Source organism: Massilia sp. DJPM01 (assembly GCF_030348125.1).
Lineage (GTDB): Bacteria > Pseudomonadota > Gammaproteobacteria > Burkholderiales > Burkholderiaceae_D > Telluria_A > Telluria_A frigida.
Genome location: NZ_JAQOZV010000007.1, coordinates 1 through 17,291, shown reverse-complemented (window position 1 = coordinate 17,291; position 17,291 = coordinate 1). Strand labels below are relative to the sequence as shown.

Genomic DNA, 17,291 nt, shown 5'->3' with positions numbered 1-17,291 from the left:
GACAGCGCGCGGATTGACTGGTCTACAATGCCGTCTTTCCGTACGACTTTTTTCGACCATGAACGCTTTCAGCCTGATGCGCAGCACCCACCGCCACCCGTCCGCCATCCTGTTGATGGTGCAGCTGCTCGGCATGCTGCTGTATCCCTTCATCGAATCGACGCCGAGCGGGCTGGTGGTGTTCAACGCCTTCGGCATCGTGGTGCTCGGCTTCACCACGCGCATGGTACGGCGCACGCCCGGCCACGCCTGGATCAGCGCCGGCATCGCCTTGCCGGTCATCGTGCTGCTGGTGCTGCAGATGGCATTCGGGCGCGACGGCCTGCTGCCATGGTCGTCCGCGCTCGAAGCGCTGTTCTACTTCTACGCCGCGGCCAGCCTGATCGCCTACATGATGGAAGACCGTCTCGCCACCACCGACGAACTGTTCGCCGCCGGTGCCACCTTCACCCTGATCGCGTGGGGCTTCACGCACCTGTTCGTGCTGGTGCAAGCCATGCATCCCGGGACTTACGCCGCCGCCGTCAACGCGGCCGACGCGCGCACCTGGACCGAACTCAATTACCTCAGCTTCGCGCTGCTATCGAGCACCGGCATCGGCGACGTGATTCCGCTCACGGCGCATGCGCGCGCGCTGGCCAGCGTCGAGATGTTCGTCGGCCTGATTTACCTGGCGGCGGTGGTGTCGCGCCTGATCGGCTTCACCCTGCAGCAGAGCAAGGATGGACGCGGCTAGCGCGCCATCTGTGCCTGCACGATGCGCCCGATGGTGGCCAGTGCCGCCTCGGCGCGCGCGTCCCAGGCATGGCCGTAATTGAGGCGCAGGCAGTTTTCAAACCCCGGCTGCGGCGAAAAGATCGGTCCTGGGGCGACGCTGATGCCCTCGGCCAGCGCGGCCGCGTGCAGCGCCAGCGCATCGACCCCGCCCGGCAGTTCCAGCCATAGCAGATAGCCGCCCTTGGGGCGCGTCACGCGCGTGCCGTGCGGGAAGTGGCGCCGCACGGCGTCCATGAATACCGCCTGCTGCGACGCGAGCGTGTGGCGCAGCAGGCGCAGATGGCGGTCGTAGCCGCCTTTTTCCAGGTACAGCGCGAGCGCGCCCTGGGCCGGCGCGCAGGTGGTCAGGGTGCTGGCCAGCTTCTGGCGCGCCAGCTGGCGCGTGTAGCGTCCGGCCGCCACCCAGCCGACCCGGTAGCCGGGCGCCAGGCATTTCGAGAATGACGAACAGTGCATCACCAGGCCCTCGGTATCGAACGCCTTGGCTGGCAGCGGGCGCTTGTCGCCGAAATACAGCTCGCCGAAGACATCATCCTCGATCAGCGGCACCTGGTAGCGCGCCAGCAGGCGCACCAGGTCGCGCTTGTTCTCGTCGGGCATCAGGCTGCCGAGGGGATTCTGGAAGTTCGTCATCAGCCAGCACGCCTTGGGGCGGTGCCGTTCGAGCGCGCGTTCGGCCGCGCCCAGGTCCATGCCGTCGCGCGGGTGGGTCGGCACCGCGATTGCCTCCAGGCCCTGGCGCTCGATCGCCTGCAGCGCGCCGTAAAAGGCGGGTGACTCGATCAGCACCGCGTCGCCGGGGCGCGCCACCGCCATCAGGCACAGGCTCAATGCTTCCAGCGCGCCGTTGGTGACGATGATCTCGTCGGCCGGCACGGACATCCCGTCGATCAGGTAGCGCAGCGAAATCTGGCGCCGCAGGCGCGCGTTGCCCGGGGTGAGATCGTCGACGCTGGCCCACGGGTCGAGCTGCTGCACGCTGGTGCTCATCATGCGCGCCAGGCGCGCCAGCGGGAACAGCAGCGGGCTGGGAAAGGCTGAACCGAATGGCACCACATCGCGCCGCATGGTCGTTTCCAGCAGGTCGAACACGCGTTCGCTCATGGCGATCGGCAGCGCATCTTCGGCCGGACGCGACGCCGTATCCGGTTCTGGCGGCAGGCGCGCGGCGCCGACGCTGACGAAATAGCCGGAGCGCTCGCGCGAGCGCACCAGGCCCTGGGCTTCGAGCGTGTAATAGGCCTCGAACACGGTGGCCGGGCTCACCCCGCGGCTGGCGCTGGTCTTGCGCACGGACGGCAGGCGGTCGCCCGGCTGCAGCACGCCGTTGAGGATCGATTCGGAGATATCGCGCGCGAGCGCTTCATAAAGTTTCATGGTGCGGCCAGGGCCAGGCGGGGGCGAGGTGGGAGAAGTGCTGCATCTTAAATCATATTTCCGCGCCTGGCATTCCCAGCGGCACGCCGGTCGAGGTAAAATGGACAACATACGCCAAGGTGCGCTCCGCTTTTCTGCCGGAGTGTGAAACGGGAAGCCGGTGACAAGAGAAGCCCTCTCTGACAATCCGGCGCAGCCCCCGCTGCTGTAGGCCTGACGACGCTGTTCAAACGCCACTGTGCACCGCATGGGAAGGCAAGGACAGCCGAGGATGACGGCGAGCCAGAAGACCGGCCATGGCGTTAAGTACTGGTGCAAAACCCGGGGAGTGGTTTTGTCCATTTGCAGTCGACATCGAAGCATTGCCTTGTGACGGCCGGCCGCCTTGCGCCCCGGCCATGCGCTCCTGCGCGCCCACAAGCCAACGCCCAACCGGGGTCTGACCTCTGATTAGAAATTAGTTGCTTGACTGGGGCAGTCCCCAATTAAGCACGTTCGTGATGGCATTTTATTCAACAAAATTTGGGAAAGTCCCAGATTTTGCGTTGTCGCGCGCAAAATGTTTCGAGTCAGAGGTCAGACCCCGGTGGGGAGATTTTTGTCGAAGTGCAAGTTGGCGTGATTTTTCCTCGCGATGTGCCTTGATCTTCTATGGATTCAAGAAAGTAATCGCATGCGTAAATTAAAGTTTCAAACATGTCTGCTGGCGACGTCGGTCGCGGCCGTCCGGCTGGCGTTCGCGGCCGAGGCACCGGCCATGCCGGATGCTCCGGTGATGCAGGAGGTGCTGGTGCCGGGCAACCGGGCGGCCCCGCCGGGCGTCGCCGATTCGGCCACCGAGGGCACGGTCAGCCTGCGCCAGCTGGCCGTGCGCCCCTTGCTGCGCACGGCGGAGCTGCTGGAAACCGTGCCCGGGGTGATCGTCACCCAGCATTCCGGCGACGGCAAGGCGAACCAGTATTTTTTGCGTGGCTATAACCTCGACCACGGCAGCGATTTCGCGACCAGTGTGCTGGGCATGCCGGTCAACGTGGCCAGCCACGCGCACGGCCAGGGCTATATGGACCTCAATTTCCTGATGCCGGAGCTGATCTCGCATATCCAGTACCGCAAAGGCGTTTACGCGGCCGACGATGGCGATTTTTCCAGCACTGGCTCGGCGCGCATCGAGTACCAGCGCACGCTCAAGGCGCCGCTGCTCGATGTCAGCCTGGGCGAGCACCGCTACCGGCGCGTGCTGGCCGCAGGTAGTGTGCAGCTGGGCGGAATGGATATGCTGGGCGCGTTCGAGTTTGCCGGCAATGACGGGCCGTGGGACCAACCGGCCAATCTGCGCAAGCGCAATGCGGTGCTGCGCGCGTCGAACGGCAGCATCGACAACGGCGTGGCGGTCACGCTCATGGCTTACCAGTCTGACTGGCGCGCCACCGAGCATGTGCCGGAACGCGCCATTTTAAACGGCGAGATCGGCCGCTTCGGCGCGCTCTCGCCCAGCGATGGCGGCGTGACCCACCGTTACAGCCTGTCCGGCGAGTGGGCCGCCAGCGGCACGGCCGGCGCCAGCAAGGTGCGCGCGTACGTGGTCGACTATGGCCTGAACTACTTTGCCACGCCGTCCGGTTTTATCAGCGGCGCCAGCGCCGACCAGCACGAGCAGGCCGACAGCCGCGTGACCTGGGGCCTCGATGCGCGCCACAACTGGCAGCTGCGCGACGTTGAATTGAGCGCCGGCGTCCAGCTGCGCCAGGACCGCGTCGACAACGTCGGCCTGTACGAAACCATCGACCGGGTGCGTACCAACACGGTGCGCCAAGACTGCCTGCGCGAGACGGCGGCGGGCCTGTTCGTCGAGGCGCGCCGCCAGTGGACGCCCTGGCTGCGCAGTACGATCGGCCTGCGGCGCGACCAGATTTCGGCCGACACCAGCGCCACCGGCGGGCGCTTTAACCTTGGCAACGGCGGCACGGCCAGCGCGGGCCAGACCAGTCCCAAGGTGAGCGTGGTGTTTGGGCCGTTCGGCGAGCGAGCCAATACCGAGCTGTATGCCAACTGGGGTCACGGCTTTCACAGTAACGACGTGCGCGGCGCGACATCCAGCACCCATCCGTCCGACGGCAGCCCGGCCGACCGGCTGGCGCTGTTCGCCCGCTCCACCGGCGGCGAGCTGGGAGCGCGCACGCGGCCCCTGAAAGGCTGGACCAGCAGCGTGTCGCTGTGGCAGATCAGTTCCGCGTCGGAGCTGGTGTTCGTCGGCGACGCCGGGGTGACCGAAGCGCGCGGCGCATCCAAGCGCCATGGCCTGGAATGGTCCAATTCCTATACGCCGAATCACAGCCTGACCATCGATGGCGACGTGGCCTGGTCGCACGCGCGCTTCAAGGTGCCGGTGGGCGAGAGCGGCGGCGCGCATGTGCCGAATGCGATTCCGCTGACCGCTTCGCTGGCGGTCAATTACGCCCCGGGCGGGGCGTGGTTCGGTGGCCTGCGCCTGCGTTATCTGGGCGCCTATGCGCTGGAAGAGACGAACCGCGAGCGTTCGACGCCATTCTGGATCGCCAACCTGAAGCTCGGTTATCGGATCGGCGCGCACTGGCAGGCCAGCGTGGACGTGCTCAATCTGGCGGACCGCAAGGCCAACGACATCGAATACTGGGGCGGCGCCTGCACGCGCGCCGAACAGCGCGATGGCAGTTGCGGCGGCGGCATCGATGGACGCCTGGTGCATCCGATCGAGCCGCGCAGCGTGCGCGTGAGCCTGCGCACGACCTTCTGACGACGCGTGCTCAGGTGGTGCGGAAGATGATTTCCTTCATCCGCTGAAGGCGCGGGTAGACCACCGGCACCGTCAGCATGGTGCTGGCGATGGCCATCAGGAGCAGGGCGGTGAAGGTTTCGCTGGTGATGATCTGTTTGTCGAGCAGGATGTTGACGAAGATGATCATGATCAGCGCCTTGGTCTGCAGCAGCCAGCCAATGATGCCCGCTTCGCCCTTTTTCCAGTTGAGGATGCGCCCCGCGATGTGGGCGCCAATCAGCTTGCCGCCGACCGAGGCGACCAGCAGCACGCCGGCCGCGATGAACACGGCGGCGCCGCCCATTTCCCAGTTGGTGCGTAGCCCGGTGCTGAGGAAGAACACGGGCATGATCGCCAGCAGGACGTGGTGGCGCATCAGGTCCATCTTCTCCTGGTCGAACCAGTGCGCGTCCATCACCGCGCCGGCCAGGAAGGCGCCGACCATGAAGTGCAGGCCGGCCCAGTCGGCACCGAAGCCGCACAGGGCGAGCCAGATCAGGCCGACGTACCAGCGGTCGCGTTCCTGTAGCCAGACCATGAGGCGGCGATAGCCGACCGTGGCGATGCCGAAGGCGAGCAAGAAGCCGAGCTGGCGCCCGACCCGGTCCCAGTCGAGCATGATCAGGGCCAGCACCCCCCAGATGGCGATGTCGTCCAGGCTGGCGTAGCGCAAGATGCGCTGGCCGATCGGCTGGCGCAGGATGTCGAGCTTTTCCATCAGCAGGATCAGGATCGGCAGCGCCGTGACCGCGCACGCCATGCCGACCCCAACCACGAACTGCCAGGTCATCGCCTTGGGTCCGATCCAGCCGGCGTAGCCGAGCATGCCGGCCGCCACCACCGCGCCGAAGACCAGCGGCACGCCCAGCGCCAGGCCCGAGATGATGGTGGTTTCGCGGCGGTGCGCCCAGGCTTGCTTGAGGTCGAGCTCGATGCCGGCGATCATCACGAAGATCATCACCGCCCACCAGGCAATGCCGTTCATGGCCATGATGACGGACGGGTTGAAGATGAATTTGTAGTAATCCGGATAAATTGCCCCCATCACGCCCGGTCCGAGCAGCACGCCGGTGATGATTTGCACCACCACCAGCGGGGCGTAGTAATCGGTTTTGCAGACGCGCCAGACGAGATAGGGAATCGAGAAGATGAGGAGCATCGCCAGGAGAAAGATCTCCGTCGTGTTCATTGCTGTGTGCATGAGGCTGTCTCGTTTTTGTTGTGGTGTGCGCGCGGGTGTGGCCCCCGCGCTGCTGATGTGCCCCTGCGAAAATCACGTAGTAAAATTTCAGAAAAGGGCGACCCCATGCTAGCTCAACAATTGAGTAAGTTCAACAACTATGTTGGGATGGTATCTGCGATGGACTTGCCGGGATGGTGAAAATGCAAACAGCTGTCGGGCACATTTGTTGTTGATCATCCGCCAGTTCAACCGAGACACTTGAGGATGGTCGCGGAACGCGAGGCCGGTGTCATGGCCGTGTAGTGCGCAATCATCCTGACTACGCCATCGCGCGACTTGGAAAAGATACAAAAATTTTTTGGAATGTTTGATGTTGATCTCGTTGATTATTATCAGAGCGAAATTAATTTCAAATAGCTAAGTAAATTCTGCGTAGGCAATATCCATTCATTGAGAAAAACATGTCGACGTGTTTCGGTAGCGGATGAAGAACCAGGCCGACATTGCTTTTCTCAACAAGTAAGCTTTCCTATAAACCGTCGTTCACTTTACAGGGTGCCATATGCAAGAATTATCTCGTAATGAAGTCGAGTTGGTTTCTGGTGGAACTGCGAAAGAAAGTGCGGCCGCATTCGGCCTTGGCGCCTCCATCGCTACTGCCGCCTTTACCACGAACTGGGGCACGATGGCGGTTGGCGCGGCGGTCGCAATTAGCCCACTCGGTGTCCTCGCAGTTGCCGCTTGCGCCGGCTACGTTGGCTGGCGTCTGCTCAGCGCAAAATAGACATCCTGTACCTTAACTTATCGCGGGAAATCGGAATGCATCCATTTCCCGCAGTTCTTTTGAGGAGGCGAACGATGTCTGACGCTGATGTAAATTTCGTGGTCATGTTCACGATTCTTATCGGAGTAATACTCCTGTTGTCGCGGGTTGGCGGGCTAACGGAGCGGCTGAAAAAGGTTGAGACGTTATTGCTGACGCTTCCGGTGGATATGACGGCACTGGATTTGTCGCCGGAAGTTAAAAAACTGATTGCGGAGGGCCACAAGAATAAGGCCACGGCTTTGCACCAGAAACAGACCGAGTCTTCCGGTCGCAGTGCACAAACGGCGGTCGAGGACTATATCGCCCGGGAAGCAATTTCCCCAAGTAAAGCTTGACCGCCACCGGTGCCTGAGCTGCTTTGCACCGGACTCACCGCCGACCATCGGCGGTGAGTCCGGGAACCGCTCAGCGTTGCTGCACGCTCCCGATCATGGCCGCCAGACTGGCCGCGCCTTGGTATTGATGTCGGTGGCCGATCCCACGTTGGACGTGGCATCGATGAAGCCGGACCGGTTGCCCGAGCCGAGATTGAGGCCAGTCCCCCGGTACTCCACGTCCCCGTACAGGTTCAGGCTGCCCGACGCGGCCTGGGCGCGCTCGAAGAACCCCAGTGGATAGAAGGTGGTGCGTACCTGCGCCGAGCCGCCGACGATAAAGGCATTGTCGCCGTTGTTGCCCCTCTCGCCGATGATGCTCAAGCCGCCCACCGTCCCACCCGATACCGTGCCGTTGGCGATGATGGCCTGGTCCTCGATCCGCGCATTTCCCGTCACTGAGTTACCGGCCAATACCGTGGCATACGGACCCACGTAGACGCTCGCCGGCGTCGTGGACGGCGCGCAGCCGCCGCCGTTGACGTGACGCGCGGTACCCGATGGGCAGGCGTCGCGCTGGCCGTTCTGGAAGCCCTGCGGCCAGGCGTTCGCCAGTTCAATCATGTACGGATAGCGCCAGATGGACCCGTATTCCTGCTCCGCGACGATGGTCTTGAACACCGCCGGCGTGGCCGTCACCACCAGGAACAGCGGCTCGCCCGGATTGACTTTGTAGGTCAGGTTGGCGTCGAGGCCCTTCTGCAGTGCGCTGTAGCGCGGCGCGGTGAATTGCGCATTGGTGGCCACCAGGCCCCAGCGGAAATCGGCGTCGGAGCCCGGCTGGTTCACGCCACGGAACTTGACTGTGACGGTGGTGGCGCCACTGGCCGGATACAGGCGGACCACGTTGTACCCGAATCGCTGGGGCGCGCCATAGTTCGGCGAGACGAAGCGGCGGTTGCCGGTCCAGTTGGTGTCGAGCGCTTCGAGCGGCATCAGGCGATGCATGCGCTCGGACTTGTCGGCCTGGGTGATATTGCCGTAAGCGTTGCGGAAAGCGTCGGGCGTGGACTTGTAGTCCCAGGTCACATTGTGCATCGCCCAGTCGCCGAAGAAGTCATTGAGCTGGGAGATATTCCATCCGCGCGACTTCAGGATATTGGTGAACGGGTCCGGACCCGGGGTGGTGTAGATCTGGTTGGTCGCGGCCGGGCACTGCTTGTCTTTCAGGTACTCCATGAACTGCCAGTTGCAGTAGCGGTCGCGGGTCGATCCAAGGTACAGGTGCGGCGCGTTCGACAGCATCTCGGAACAGTGGGCCTCGTTCTTGTATTCCGGGAGCTGGTGCGGCGTGTAGTTCGCGTGGCTCTCGGCGATCCAGCCGCAGGTATTCGAGTCGGGGCAGCCAAGGCCGCCGTTGTAGGCCATCCAGAACTGCCAGGCGTGGGTGAATTCGTGGGTCAGGCCCCAGTGGTCCTTCAGGGCGCCAGGACCGATCCACATGCCGACCCGGTCGCGCGCCCATCCGCCGGCGGTCAGGCCATCGGTCGAGTGGATGTGGATCGAGGGCTTGATCTTGTTGGCCGTATTGTAGAACGGCTCGGGCATGAACAGATTGCTGTTGAAAAGGTTGTGCCACACCGTGTTTTCGAGCGTGGACACCGCCAGATTGAGGTCGGCATCGGAAACCGCTTCGTCGGAATAGAACGCGAAGTGCGTCGACTCCTTGACCAGCCTGTAGTTCGGGCGGTCAGGGGAGGGGCCGCCAGCCGTCCAGGTACCTGGCGTGGTGGCCGGCTTGGTGGTATCGCAGCCCGTGGCCCAGACGGTGGTCGTGGTGCCGGCGTCGACCACCGGGGTCGGCGTGGGAGTTGGTGTCGGTGTCGGGGTTGGCGTCGGCGTCGGCGTCGGAGTCGGAGTCGGAGTCGGCGTCGGAGTCGGAGTCGGAGTCGGCGTCGGCGTCACCGGACCAATCGCACAATATTTTTTCTTGCCCGGGACCGGATCGCCAAAGGTCGTGTTGTTGCACGCTACGTTGCCGGAGAGGCTCTTGGTGACCCACTTGTTGCTGACGCCATAAGACACCGAGCGCTTGCTGGCGCCGACCGCACAGGTTTCCCGCTCGGCGGCGCACTTCGTATAGCCGCTCGGCCAGTCGGCGGCGAAAGCCGGTGCGGCGGCGCTACAGGCGACCAGGGCGGTGGCGCTGGCGATCAAGGTCTTGCGAATGATATTTGTCATGTGTCTCTCTATTAGTTATTCAAAGATAAATCATATGTTATCAGATGACTTGCATAATAGATAAGTATGTATTGATGCCATCGTGAACTTTTTCCGCCAAATGCACATACAACCCGCGCGGGACGGGGGATCGGACCGGCGGCATCGCTGGCGCGGGAGCGTTGCTCGCTTCGGCGCGCTGAAAGTGGCCGTATCGACCACATCCTGTGCTAGAATCTCGCCCGCTGCCCGGATGGTGAAACTGGTAGACACCCGAGACTTAAAATCTCGTGCTCGTAAGGGCGTGCCGGTTCGATTCCGGCTCCGGGCACCAGCAATGGCGGGGTTTTGTAGCTTCAAAGCCCCGCCACCTTTTCCGCAAAAGCGGCTTTATTCCGCAAAAATCCCCCTTTCTTGCCTGGCCGGTCGGCCGTGCCCGCGCGACAGCTGGTGCTGTGCCCAATTGGCCGACGCCGTGTCGTCCAGCGCGATCCGCTGTGCATTCCCCTCGTCCACGGTATGGTGTAGCATTCGTGGCGGCGCGCCGTAGTCCGGCGCGCCGCAGCATTTACAAGGACACGAATTGAACATCACTATCAACGAGGAACTGCGTTCCTTCATCGACCCGCTCACCGCCAACGAATACGCCGCGCTCGAACGCAGCCTGCTGGCCGAGGGCTGCCGCGACGCCCTGGTTTTATGGAACGATGTGCTGATCGACGGCCATAATCGCTACGCAATCTGCCAGAAGCACCATATCGAATTCAACACCGTGCAGAACGCGACCTTCGCCACGCTCGATGACGTGATGCTGTGGATGATCGATAACCACCTGGCGCGCCGCAGCGTGTCGGACTACCAGCGCGGCGTGCTCGCCCTGCGCAAGAAGGATATCGTCGCCGCCCGCGTGGCGCAGCGCGCCGCCGAGCCGGAGCCGAAAGCCGCCGCGCAGGACGCGCAGGATGCGCCCAAGGTGCCCGAATCGCCGCCCTGGAACACGCGTGAAGACGTGGCCAAGGCCGCGCGCGTGTCGAGCAATACCATCAGCCAGATCGAACGCATCCAGAAAGCGGCCACGCCGCAGCTGGTCGAAGCGGTGCGCTCCGGGACCATCTCGATCAACGCCGCCGCCAACGTGGCCTCGCTGCCGGAATCGGTGCAGATCGCGGCCGTCGCCGGCGGACGCAAGGAACTGCAGCAGGCCGCGCGCCAGGTGCGCGAACAGAAGGCAGCGAGCCGTCCGCCGAAAGAGGCGCCAGCCGATGCCGAAACCGAACTGCGGGCCCAGGTAGCTACCCTGCGCGGCAAGGTCGACGCCCTGAGCGCCGAGAACCAGGTCCTCAGGGAGCGCCTCGCGGCACTGGGCGACAGCGGCGCGTAGCAACGCGGGCGGCTGCCCCGGATCACCATCCTCGTCAGGAGATTCATCGATGTTTCGACCCGTTCTCGTTTCGACACTGCTAGGCTGCGCCATCCTCGGCGCCATGCTGCCCGCCTGTGCCGCTCCCGACACCCGCCCCGGAGCGTCCGCGCAACAGGCGCGCTGGAACAAGGCCGCCCGGCGCGTGACCATCATGCGCGACAAGTGGGGCATTCCCCACGTCTTCGGCAAGACCGATGCCGACGCCGTTTTCGGCCTGCTGTACGCGCAGGCGGAGGACGATTTCAACCGGGTCGAACTCAATTACATCAACGCGCTTGGCCGCCTGGCGGAAGTCGAAGGCGAGGCTGAAATCTGGCGCGACCTGCGCATGAAGATGTACATCACGCCAGAAGGCATGAAGGCCAGCTACGCGGCCAGTCCGGCGTGGCTCAAGAAGCTGATGGTCGCCTTTGCCGATGGCCTGAACTTTTACCTGCACACCCATCCCGAGGTCAAGCCGCGCCTGATCACGCATTTCGAGCCATGGATGGCGCTCGCGTTCAGCGAAGGCAGCATCGGCGGTGACATCGAATCGATCAACCTCAAGGAGCTGGAACAGTTCTACGGCAAGAAGAGCGCGCTGGCGCTGGCCGACGCGTCCAATGCTCTCGACCAGGAACCGAGCGGCTCGAACGGCTTCGCCATCGCGCCGAAACTGAGCGCGTCCGGCCACGCGCTCCTGCTGATCAACCCCCACACTTCTTTCTACTTCCGCCCCGAGGTCCATATGGTCAGCGAAGAGGGCCTGAACGCCTACGGCGCCGTGACCTGGGGCCAGTTCTTCGTCTACCAGGGCTTCAACGACAAGGCGGGCTGGATGCACACCTCGGGCGGCGGCGACGTGATCGACGAGTATCTCGAAACGGTGACCGAAAAAGACGGCAAGCATGTCTACAAATACGGCAGCGGCGAGCGCGCCCTGCACGAAGTGAAGGTAACGCTGCCTTACAAGAGCGCCGGCGGCATGGACAGCAAGACCGTGACGGCCTATTTCAGCCACCACGGGCCGGTGGTGCGCGAGGAGGGCGGCAAATGGGTGTCGGTCAAGCTGATGGAAGAGCCGCTCAAGGCGCTGATGCAGTCGTACACCCGCACCAAGGCCCGCAATTACAAGCAGTTCCGCGCGTCGATGGAACTGCGCACCAATTCGTCGAACAATACCGTGTATGCCGACGGCGATGGCAACATCGCCTACTTCCACGGGAACTTCCTGCCCCGGCGCGACACCGCCTTCGACTGGAAAAAGCCGGTCGATGGCAGCAATCCGGCGACCGAATGGCAAGGCTTGCACGCCATCGACGAGACCATCACGCTGTTCAATCCCGCGAGCGGCTGGCTCCAGAACACCAACAACTGGCCGTTCGCCGCTTCGGGCGCGAGCAGTCCGCGCCAGCAGGACTATCCCCTGTATATGTGGTCGCTGCCGGAAAACGCGCGCGGCCTGCATGCCGTGGCGGTGCTGGAAAAGCAAAAGGACCTTACCCTCGACAGCCTGATCGCCGCCGCTTACGACAGCCACCTGACCGCTTTCGACCCGCTCATCGGCTCATTGTCGGCGGCGTACGACGCACTGCCGGAGGGCGACGCGCTCAAAGCGCAGCTGGCGCCGCAGATGGCCGCCTTGCGCGGGTGGGACCGGCGCTACGGCGTGGCGTCGGTCCCGACCTCGCTGGCGATCTACTGGGGCCAGGACATGATCGGGAGAGCATCAAGCGCGGCCAAGGCCAAGGGCGTGCCGACGGCCGACTACATCCGCGACAGCCTGGCGCCGGCGGAGCGCTTGCAGGCACTGGTGCGCGCCACGGCCAGGCTGGAAGCCGATTTCGGTACCTGGCAGACGCCATGGGGCGAGATCAACCGCTTCCAGCGCATCAGTGGCGACGTCACGCAGCAGTACGATGACGCCAAACCGAGCTATCCGGTGGCGTTCGCGTCCGCCACCTGGGGCTCGCTGGCCGCCTTCGGCATGGTGGCGCCGCAAACGACCAGGCGCATATATGGCGACCGTGGCAACAGCTTCGTGGCGGCCGTGGAGTTCGGGCCGCGCGTGCGCGCCAAGAGCATTCTGGCGGGCGGCAACAGCAGCAATCCGGCCTCGCCGCACTTCAGCGACCAGGCCGAGATGTACAGCAAGGGGCAGTTCAAGGACGTACTGTTCTACAAGGCGGATATCGAGAAGCAGCTCGAACGCAAATATCATCCCGGCCAATAGGAGCGCCACGTGAGACTGAGTGAAAAACAAAAAATGCTGGCTGGCGAGGCGTATCGCTTCAGCGACCCGGAAATCCAGGCCGACCATGCGACGGCCAAGGCGTGGATGGTGCGCTACAACGCGGCGCTGGCCGAGCCGGCACCGGCACGGCACGCTCTGCTGGCCGAGGGGCTCGGCGAAGTCGGCGAGGGTGCGGCGATCCGCCCGCCGTTTCACTGCGATTACGGCTACAACATCCGCCTCGGCAAAGACGTTTTCCTGAACTTTAACTGCGTTATTCTCGATGTCGTCGGCGTGACCATCGGCGAAGGCACGATGATCGGGCCGGCCGTGCAGATTTACACGGCCGACCATCCACGCGACCCCGAGCAGCGCCGTGCGGGCCTGGAATTCGGCCGTCCGGTCAGCATCGGCCGCAATGTGTGGATCGGCGGCGGCGCCATCATCCTGCCCGGCGTGAGCATCGGCGACGATGCCGTCATCGGCGCCGGCAGCGTGGTCACGCGCGACGTGCCGGCCGGCGCCACGGCGGTCGGCAACCCGGCACGGGTGCTAGCGCCGCGCGACTGAGCCGTGGGCGGCCAGGCGCGCCTTCAAGAAATCCAGAAACAGCCGCGTACGCGCCGACAGCAGGCGCGTATCGGTAATCGCATGCACCGGGATCGGCGCCAGGCTCCATTGCGGCAGCACGCGCCGCAGCTGCCCTGAGGCCAGTTCCGCGCGTGCGATCACCTTGTCGAGGATGGCGATGCCGGCCCCCTGGGCCGCCAGCGCGCGGCTCAGCCCCATGCTGTTGAGCATGAAGCGCGCTGCGATGGGCACCGTCGTGCTGTCCGCGCCGTTGAAAAGTACGCATCCTTGCTGCTTGATCCCCCCGGCGACGCACAAGGTGTGATGTGCCAGGTCCTCGGGATGGGCCAGCGGCGGCGCCTGGTCGATATACGCGGGCGACGCATATAAATGGCGCTCCAGCAGCGCGATCTGGCGCGCAACCAGGGTCGATGGCGCGGCCGGGGCAGGCCCCATGCGGATCGCCAGGTCGAACGGTTCGGCCAGCAGGTCGACCCGGCGCGCGCCGGCATCGAGTTCAAAGTCGATCAGCGGGTAGGCTGCGGCAAATTCGGCCAGCACCGGTGCCAGATAGTTGATGGCAAAGTCCACCGGCATCGAGATGCGCAGCGTGCCGCTCGGGTGGACCGCTTCGCCGCGCAGCGCTTCGTGCGCCATATTTGCTTCTTCCACGATGCCCTGGCAGCGGTTGAAGTAAGCCTCGCCGGCCTCGGTCAGTTCCACCCGGCGCGTGGAGCGGTGCAGCAGGCGTACGCCGATTTCCTTTTCCAGCGCGGCGATATTGCGCGAGAGCGTGGAACTCGACATGCCCAAGGTATCGGCCGCTTTGCGGAAATTCTTGGTCCGCGCGACTTCCACGTACAGATGCATGTAATTAAGTAGTTGCATGTCGATTGCTCCATTTTTGCAGCAGTGAATCCCATTCCTGTCTATTTCTACCGTTGGCGCATCAATGTACCATGGCTTTTCACTCAGCCAGAAGGGAATCAGATGAATACGCTTTTCACCCCGCTCGACCTCGGCCGCCTCACTTTGCCTAACCGCGTCGTCATGGCGCCCATGACCCGTTCGCGTGCCGACAGCGCCAGCGGCGTGCCGTCCGCGGCGACCATCACCTACTACGAACAGCGCGCCGATGCCGGCCTGTTGATCACCGAAGGCACCTGGCCTGGCCCGATGGGCAAGGGCTACGTGCGCACGCCCGGCATTCATAGCGGCGAACAGATCGCCGCGTGGAAGAAGGTCACCGATGCGGTGCACCGCAAGGGCGGACGGATCTTCATGCAGTTGATGCATTGCGGGCGCATCTCGCATCCGACCCTGCTGCCGGACGGCGCCGCACCCGTTGCGCCATCCGCGATCAAGGCGGCGGGCATGGTGTACACCGATGCCGGACCGCTGGAACTGGCGCAGCCGCGCGCACTGACTACCGGCGAGGTGCAGCAGGTGATCGAGGAGTACCGCGTGGCGACCCGCAACGCACTCGCCGCTGGCTTCGATGGCGTCGAACTGCATGCGGCATCGGGCTATTTGCCGGAGCAGTTCCTGTCCTCGTCGACCAACGAGCGCACCGACCAATATGGCGGTTCGATCGAAAACCGGGCGCGCTTCATTCTCGAGGTGCTGGCCGCGATGGCGGGCGAAGCCGGTGGCGAGCGTGTCGGCATGAAGATCTCGCCGGAGATGGGCTTTAACGACATCAGCGACGCCACGCCGCAGGAGACCTACCGCTATCTGGTGCAGCATCTGGCGCCGTTCAAACTGGCTTACCTGCACGTGGCGCTGTTCAAGACGTCGTTCGACTACCACGCGGCGCTGCGGCCCCTGTTTGCGGGCGCCTATCTGCAAGGTGGCGGATTGACCCAGGCGAGCGCACAAGGCGTCATCGGCGAGCAGCATGCCGACGCCGCGGTGTTCGGCGGCCTGTATCTGGCCAATCCCGATCTGGTGCAGCGCTTGCGCGTGGACGCGCCGCTCAATGCGCCGGACCAGTCGACCTTCTATTCGCCCGGACCGGCCGGCTACACCGACTACCCGACGCTGGGAGAAGCAGCATGAACCGCGCCGTTCGGATTCACGGTTACGGCGGCGCCGGCGTTGTGCGGGTCGACCAGGTCGACGTACCCGCGCCGGGCGCCAGCGAGGTGCTGGTGCGGGTGCATGCGGCCGGCGTGAATGCGCTGGACTGGAAGGTCCGCCAGGGATACCTGCAAGCGGCATTCCCGCTGGCGCTGCCCGCCACGCTGGGTATCGAACTGGCCGGCGAGGTGATGGCGGTCGGCGTTAGCGTGACGGGGTTCGCGCCGGGCGACCGTGTCATGGCGCCCTTGGGCAGGCTTGGCGCGTATGCCGACGTGGTCGCGATTGCGGCGGACAAGCTGGCGCTGGTGCCGCCGGCGATGGATTACACGCAGGCGGCGGCGTTGCCGGTGGCCAGCCTGACCGCGTGGCAATCGCTGCGCGCCGCCGGCCCGCTGCGGCCCGGCCAGCAGGTGCTGATTCACGGCGCGGCCGGCGGGGTAGGTGGCTTCGCGCTGCAGTTTGCAAAGGCGGCGGGCGCCGTGGTGGTGGCGACAGCGTCGTCGTCGAGCCGCGCGCATGTCCTCGCGCTGGGTGCGGACCGCGTCATCGACCGCCACGCCGAACGCTTCGAGGAGCAGGTGCGCGATGTCGACCTGGTGCTCGACCTGGTCGGCGGCGATACGCTGGACCGCTCCTGGCAGGTTCTCGCCGAGGGCGGCGCCATCGTCAGCACGGCCGCGCCGGACATCGTGGCGCGCACCCCGGCCGGACGGCGCGGCCTGTGGTTCATGATGGTGGCGGACCAGCGGCAGTTGACCGAGATTGCCGCATCGGTGGCCGCCGGCAGCGTGCGCTCGACCATCGCCCGGGTGGTCGCCTTCGATGCCCTGGCGCAGGCGATCGAGGAATCCCACAGCGGACATGGGCCCGGCAAGGTGGTCGTCGATTTCACTCGCTGATGCTAAGGTGCAACAGGCTGGCCCGCCGCGCTTGCTATAATGACGCGCTTCAATTGGTGGGAACACGCAGTGGCAAAACTTTATTTCAGGTATTCGGCGATGAACGCCGGCAAGTCGACAGCACTGCTGCAGGTCGCGCATAACTATGAAGAGCAGGGCCAGCAGGTCAAGCTGTACACGGCCGCGATCGACAGCCGCTATGGCGTGGGGCAGGTGACTTCGCGCCTGGGGCCGCAGCGCGAAGTCGATATCTTCGATGGCGCGACCGATTTCCTGAACGATGCGCCGCATGTGGCTTGCGTGCTGGTCGACGAAGCGCAGTTTTTATCGACCGCCCAGGTGCAGCAATTGCACCAGTTGGCGCAGATCAGGGGTGTACCGGTGATTTGCTACGGCTTGCGCAGCGATTTTCGCGGCGAGCCGTTTCCCGGCTCGGCCTATTTGCTGGCGCTGGCCGACGATATCGAGGAATTGAAAAATATCTGCACCTGCGGGAAGAAAGCCACGATGAATATCCGCGTGGACGGGCAGGGCAAGCGGATCAGGGAAGGCGAGCAGGTCAGTATCGGCGGAAACGAGCAGTATCGCCAGGCTTGCGGCCGGTGTTTTTATAC

General features: G+C 64.3%; 14 protein-coding genes, 1 tRNA gene and 1 riboswitch. Of the genes, 11 read left to right on the top strand and 4 right to left on the bottom strand.

Annotated elements, in window-relative coordinates; all coding sequences use genetic code 11:
- The first annotated feature begins 58 nt into the window (after positions 1-58).
- Positions 59-736 (top strand): ion channel, encoded by a 678-nt coding sequence (locus PO883_RS06790; RefSeq protein ID WP_289309067.1) that lies wholly within the window; start codon positions 59-61, stop codon positions 734-736.
- On the opposite strand, the gene PO883_RS06785 is transcribed toward PO883_RS06790, so the two are convergent.
- Positions 733-2,154, bottom strand: coding sequence for a PLP-dependent aminotransferase family protein (locus tag PO883_RS06785; RefSeq protein WP_289309066.1), 1,422 nt, complete (start codon positions 2,152-2,154; stop codon positions 733-735). The two genes, PO883_RS06790 and PO883_RS06785, sit on opposite strands and share 4 nt — an antisense overlap.
- Positions 2,155-2,254: 100 nt before the next feature.
- A riboswitch (cobalamin riboswitch) is annotated at positions 2,255-2,468 on the top strand.
- A 359-nt stretch (positions 2,469-2,827) separates the two neighbouring features.
- Here PO883_RS06785 and PO883_RS06780 point away from each other — a divergent pair.
- Complete coding sequence (locus PO883_RS06780; RefSeq protein ID WP_289309065.1) at positions 2,828-4,927, top strand: TonB-dependent receptor; 2,100 nt, start codon at positions 2,828-2,830, stop codon at positions 4,925-4,927.
- Positions 4,928-4,937: 10 nt separating this feature from the next.
- On the opposite strand, the gene PO883_RS06775 is transcribed toward PO883_RS06780, so the two are convergent.
- Positions 4,938-6,149 (bottom strand): cation:proton antiporter, encoded by a 1,212-nt coding sequence (locus PO883_RS06775; RefSeq protein WP_289309064.1) that lies wholly within the window; start codon positions 6,147-6,149, stop codon positions 4,938-4,940.
- A gap of 544 nt (positions 6,150-6,693) precedes the next feature.
- On the opposite strand from PO883_RS06775, the gene PO883_RS06770 reads away from it, so the two are divergent.
- Positions 6,694-6,915, top strand: a complete 222-nt coding sequence (locus PO883_RS06770) for a hypothetical protein (RefSeq protein ID WP_289309063.1) — start codon at positions 6,694-6,696, stop codon at positions 6,913-6,915.
- Positions 6,916-6,989: 74 nt separating this feature from the next.
- Positions 6,990-7,292: a hypothetical protein gene (locus PO883_RS06765; RefSeq protein ID WP_289309062.1), complete on the top strand. Its 303-nt coding sequence runs from the start codon at positions 6,990-6,992 to the stop codon at positions 7,290-7,292.
- Between the two features lie 93 nt (positions 7,293-7,385).
- On the opposite strand, the gene PO883_RS06760 is transcribed toward PO883_RS06765, so the two are convergent.
- Positions 7,386-9,512, bottom strand: coding sequence for a DUF6055 domain-containing protein (locus tag PO883_RS06760; protein WP_289309061.1), 2,127 nt, complete (start codon positions 9,510-9,512; stop codon positions 7,386-7,388).
- A 226-nt stretch (positions 9,513-9,738) separates the two neighbouring features.
- Here PO883_RS06760 and PO883_RS06755 point away from each other — a divergent pair.
- From PO883_RS06755 to PO883_RS06740, 4 genes are all read left to right on the top strand, one after another.
- Positions 9,739-9,825, top strand: a tRNA-Leu gene (locus tag PO883_RS06755).
- A gap of 249 nt (positions 9,826-10,074) precedes the next feature.
- Positions 10,075-10,872 (top strand): hypothetical protein, encoded by a 798-nt coding sequence (locus PO883_RS06750; RefSeq protein ID WP_289309060.1) that lies wholly within the window; start codon positions 10,075-10,077, stop codon positions 10,870-10,872.
- A 49-nt stretch (positions 10,873-10,921) separates the two neighbouring features.
- Positions 10,922-13,126, top strand: a complete 2,205-nt coding sequence (locus PO883_RS06745) for a penicillin acylase family protein (RefSeq protein ID WP_289309059.1) — start codon at positions 10,922-10,924, stop codon at positions 13,124-13,126.
- Between the two features lie 33 nt (positions 13,127-13,159).
- Entirely contained in the window at positions 13,160-13,696 is a 537-nt protein-coding gene (locus tag PO883_RS06740) for a sugar O-acetyltransferase (RefSeq protein ID WP_308605775.1), read from the top strand.
- Here PO883_RS06740 and PO883_RS06735 read toward each other — a convergent pair.
- A complete protein-coding gene (locus PO883_RS06735) occupies positions 13,679-14,584 on the bottom strand; it encodes a LysR family transcriptional regulator (RefSeq protein WP_289309057.1) in 906 nt (301 codons plus the stop codon). The two genes, PO883_RS06740 and PO883_RS06735, sit on opposite strands and share 18 nt — an antisense overlap.
- A gap of 102 nt (positions 14,585-14,686) precedes the next feature.
- Between PO883_RS06735 and PO883_RS06730 the strand changes: the two genes are divergently transcribed.
- From PO883_RS06730 to PO883_RS06720, 3 genes are all read left to right on the top strand, one after another.
- A complete protein-coding gene (locus tag PO883_RS06730) occupies positions 14,687-15,754 on the top strand; it encodes an alkene reductase (RefSeq protein WP_289309056.1) in 1,068 nt (355 codons plus the stop codon).
- On the top strand, positions 15,751-16,677 hold the full coding sequence (locus PO883_RS06725) for an NADP-dependent oxidoreductase (RefSeq protein ID WP_289309055.1): 927 nt from the start codon (positions 15,751-15,753) through the stop codon (positions 16,675-16,677). The genes PO883_RS06730 and PO883_RS06725 overlap by 4 nt, the downstream gene beginning before the upstream one ends.
- Positions 16,678-16,776: 99 nt before the next feature.
- Positions 16,777-17,291, top strand: a 515-nt coding sequence (locus PO883_RS06720) for a thymidine kinase (protein WP_308605774.1), incomplete at its 3' end; no start/stop codon positions are given.

Bases quoted from the DNA above. Each gene is read 5' to 3' on its own strand.
- PO883_RS06780 (WP_289309065.1), top strand. From the start codon at position 2,828: ATGCGTAAATTAAAGTTTCAAACATGTCTGCTGGCGACGTCGGTCGCG.
- PO883_RS06740 (WP_308605775.1), top strand. From the start codon at position 13,160: ATGCTGGCTGGCGAGGCGTATCGCTTCAGCGACCCGGAAATCCAGGCC.
- PO883_RS06725 (WP_289309055.1), top strand. From the start codon at position 15,751: ATGAACCGCGCCGTTCGGATTCACGGTTACGGCGGCGCCGGCGTTGTG.
- PO883_RS06765 (WP_289309062.1), top strand. From the start codon at position 6,990: ATGTCTGACGCTGATGTAAATTTCGTGGTCATGTTCACGATTCTTATC.
- PO883_RS06730 (WP_289309056.1), top strand. From the start codon at position 14,687: ATGAATACGCTTTTCACCCCGCTCGACCTCGGCCGCCTCACTTTGCCT.
- PO883_RS06770 (WP_289309063.1), top strand. From the start codon at position 6,694: ATGCAAGAATTATCTCGTAATGAAGTCGAGTTGGTTTCTGGTGGAACT.
- PO883_RS06785 (WP_289309066.1), bottom strand. From the start codon at position 2,154: ATGAAACTTTATGAAGCGCTCGCGCGCGATATCTCCGAATCGATCCTC.
- PO883_RS06790 (WP_289309067.1), top strand. From the start codon at position 59: ATGAACGCTTTCAGCCTGATGCGCAGCACCCACCGCCACCCGTCCGCC.
- PO883_RS06735 (WP_289309057.1), bottom strand. From the start codon at position 14,584: ATGCAACTACTTAATTACATGCATCTGTACGTGGAAGTCGCGCGGACC.
- PO883_RS06760 (WP_289309061.1), bottom strand. From the start codon at position 9,512: ATGACAAATATCATTCGCAAGACCTTGATCGCCAGCGCCACCGCCCTG.
- PO883_RS06775 (WP_289309064.1), bottom strand. From the start codon at position 6,149: ATGCACACAGCAATGAACACGACGGAGATCTTTCTCCTGGCGATGCTC.
- PO883_RS06745 (WP_289309059.1), top strand. From the start codon at position 10,922: ATGTTTCGACCCGTTCTCGTTTCGACACTGCTAGGCTGCGCCATCCTC.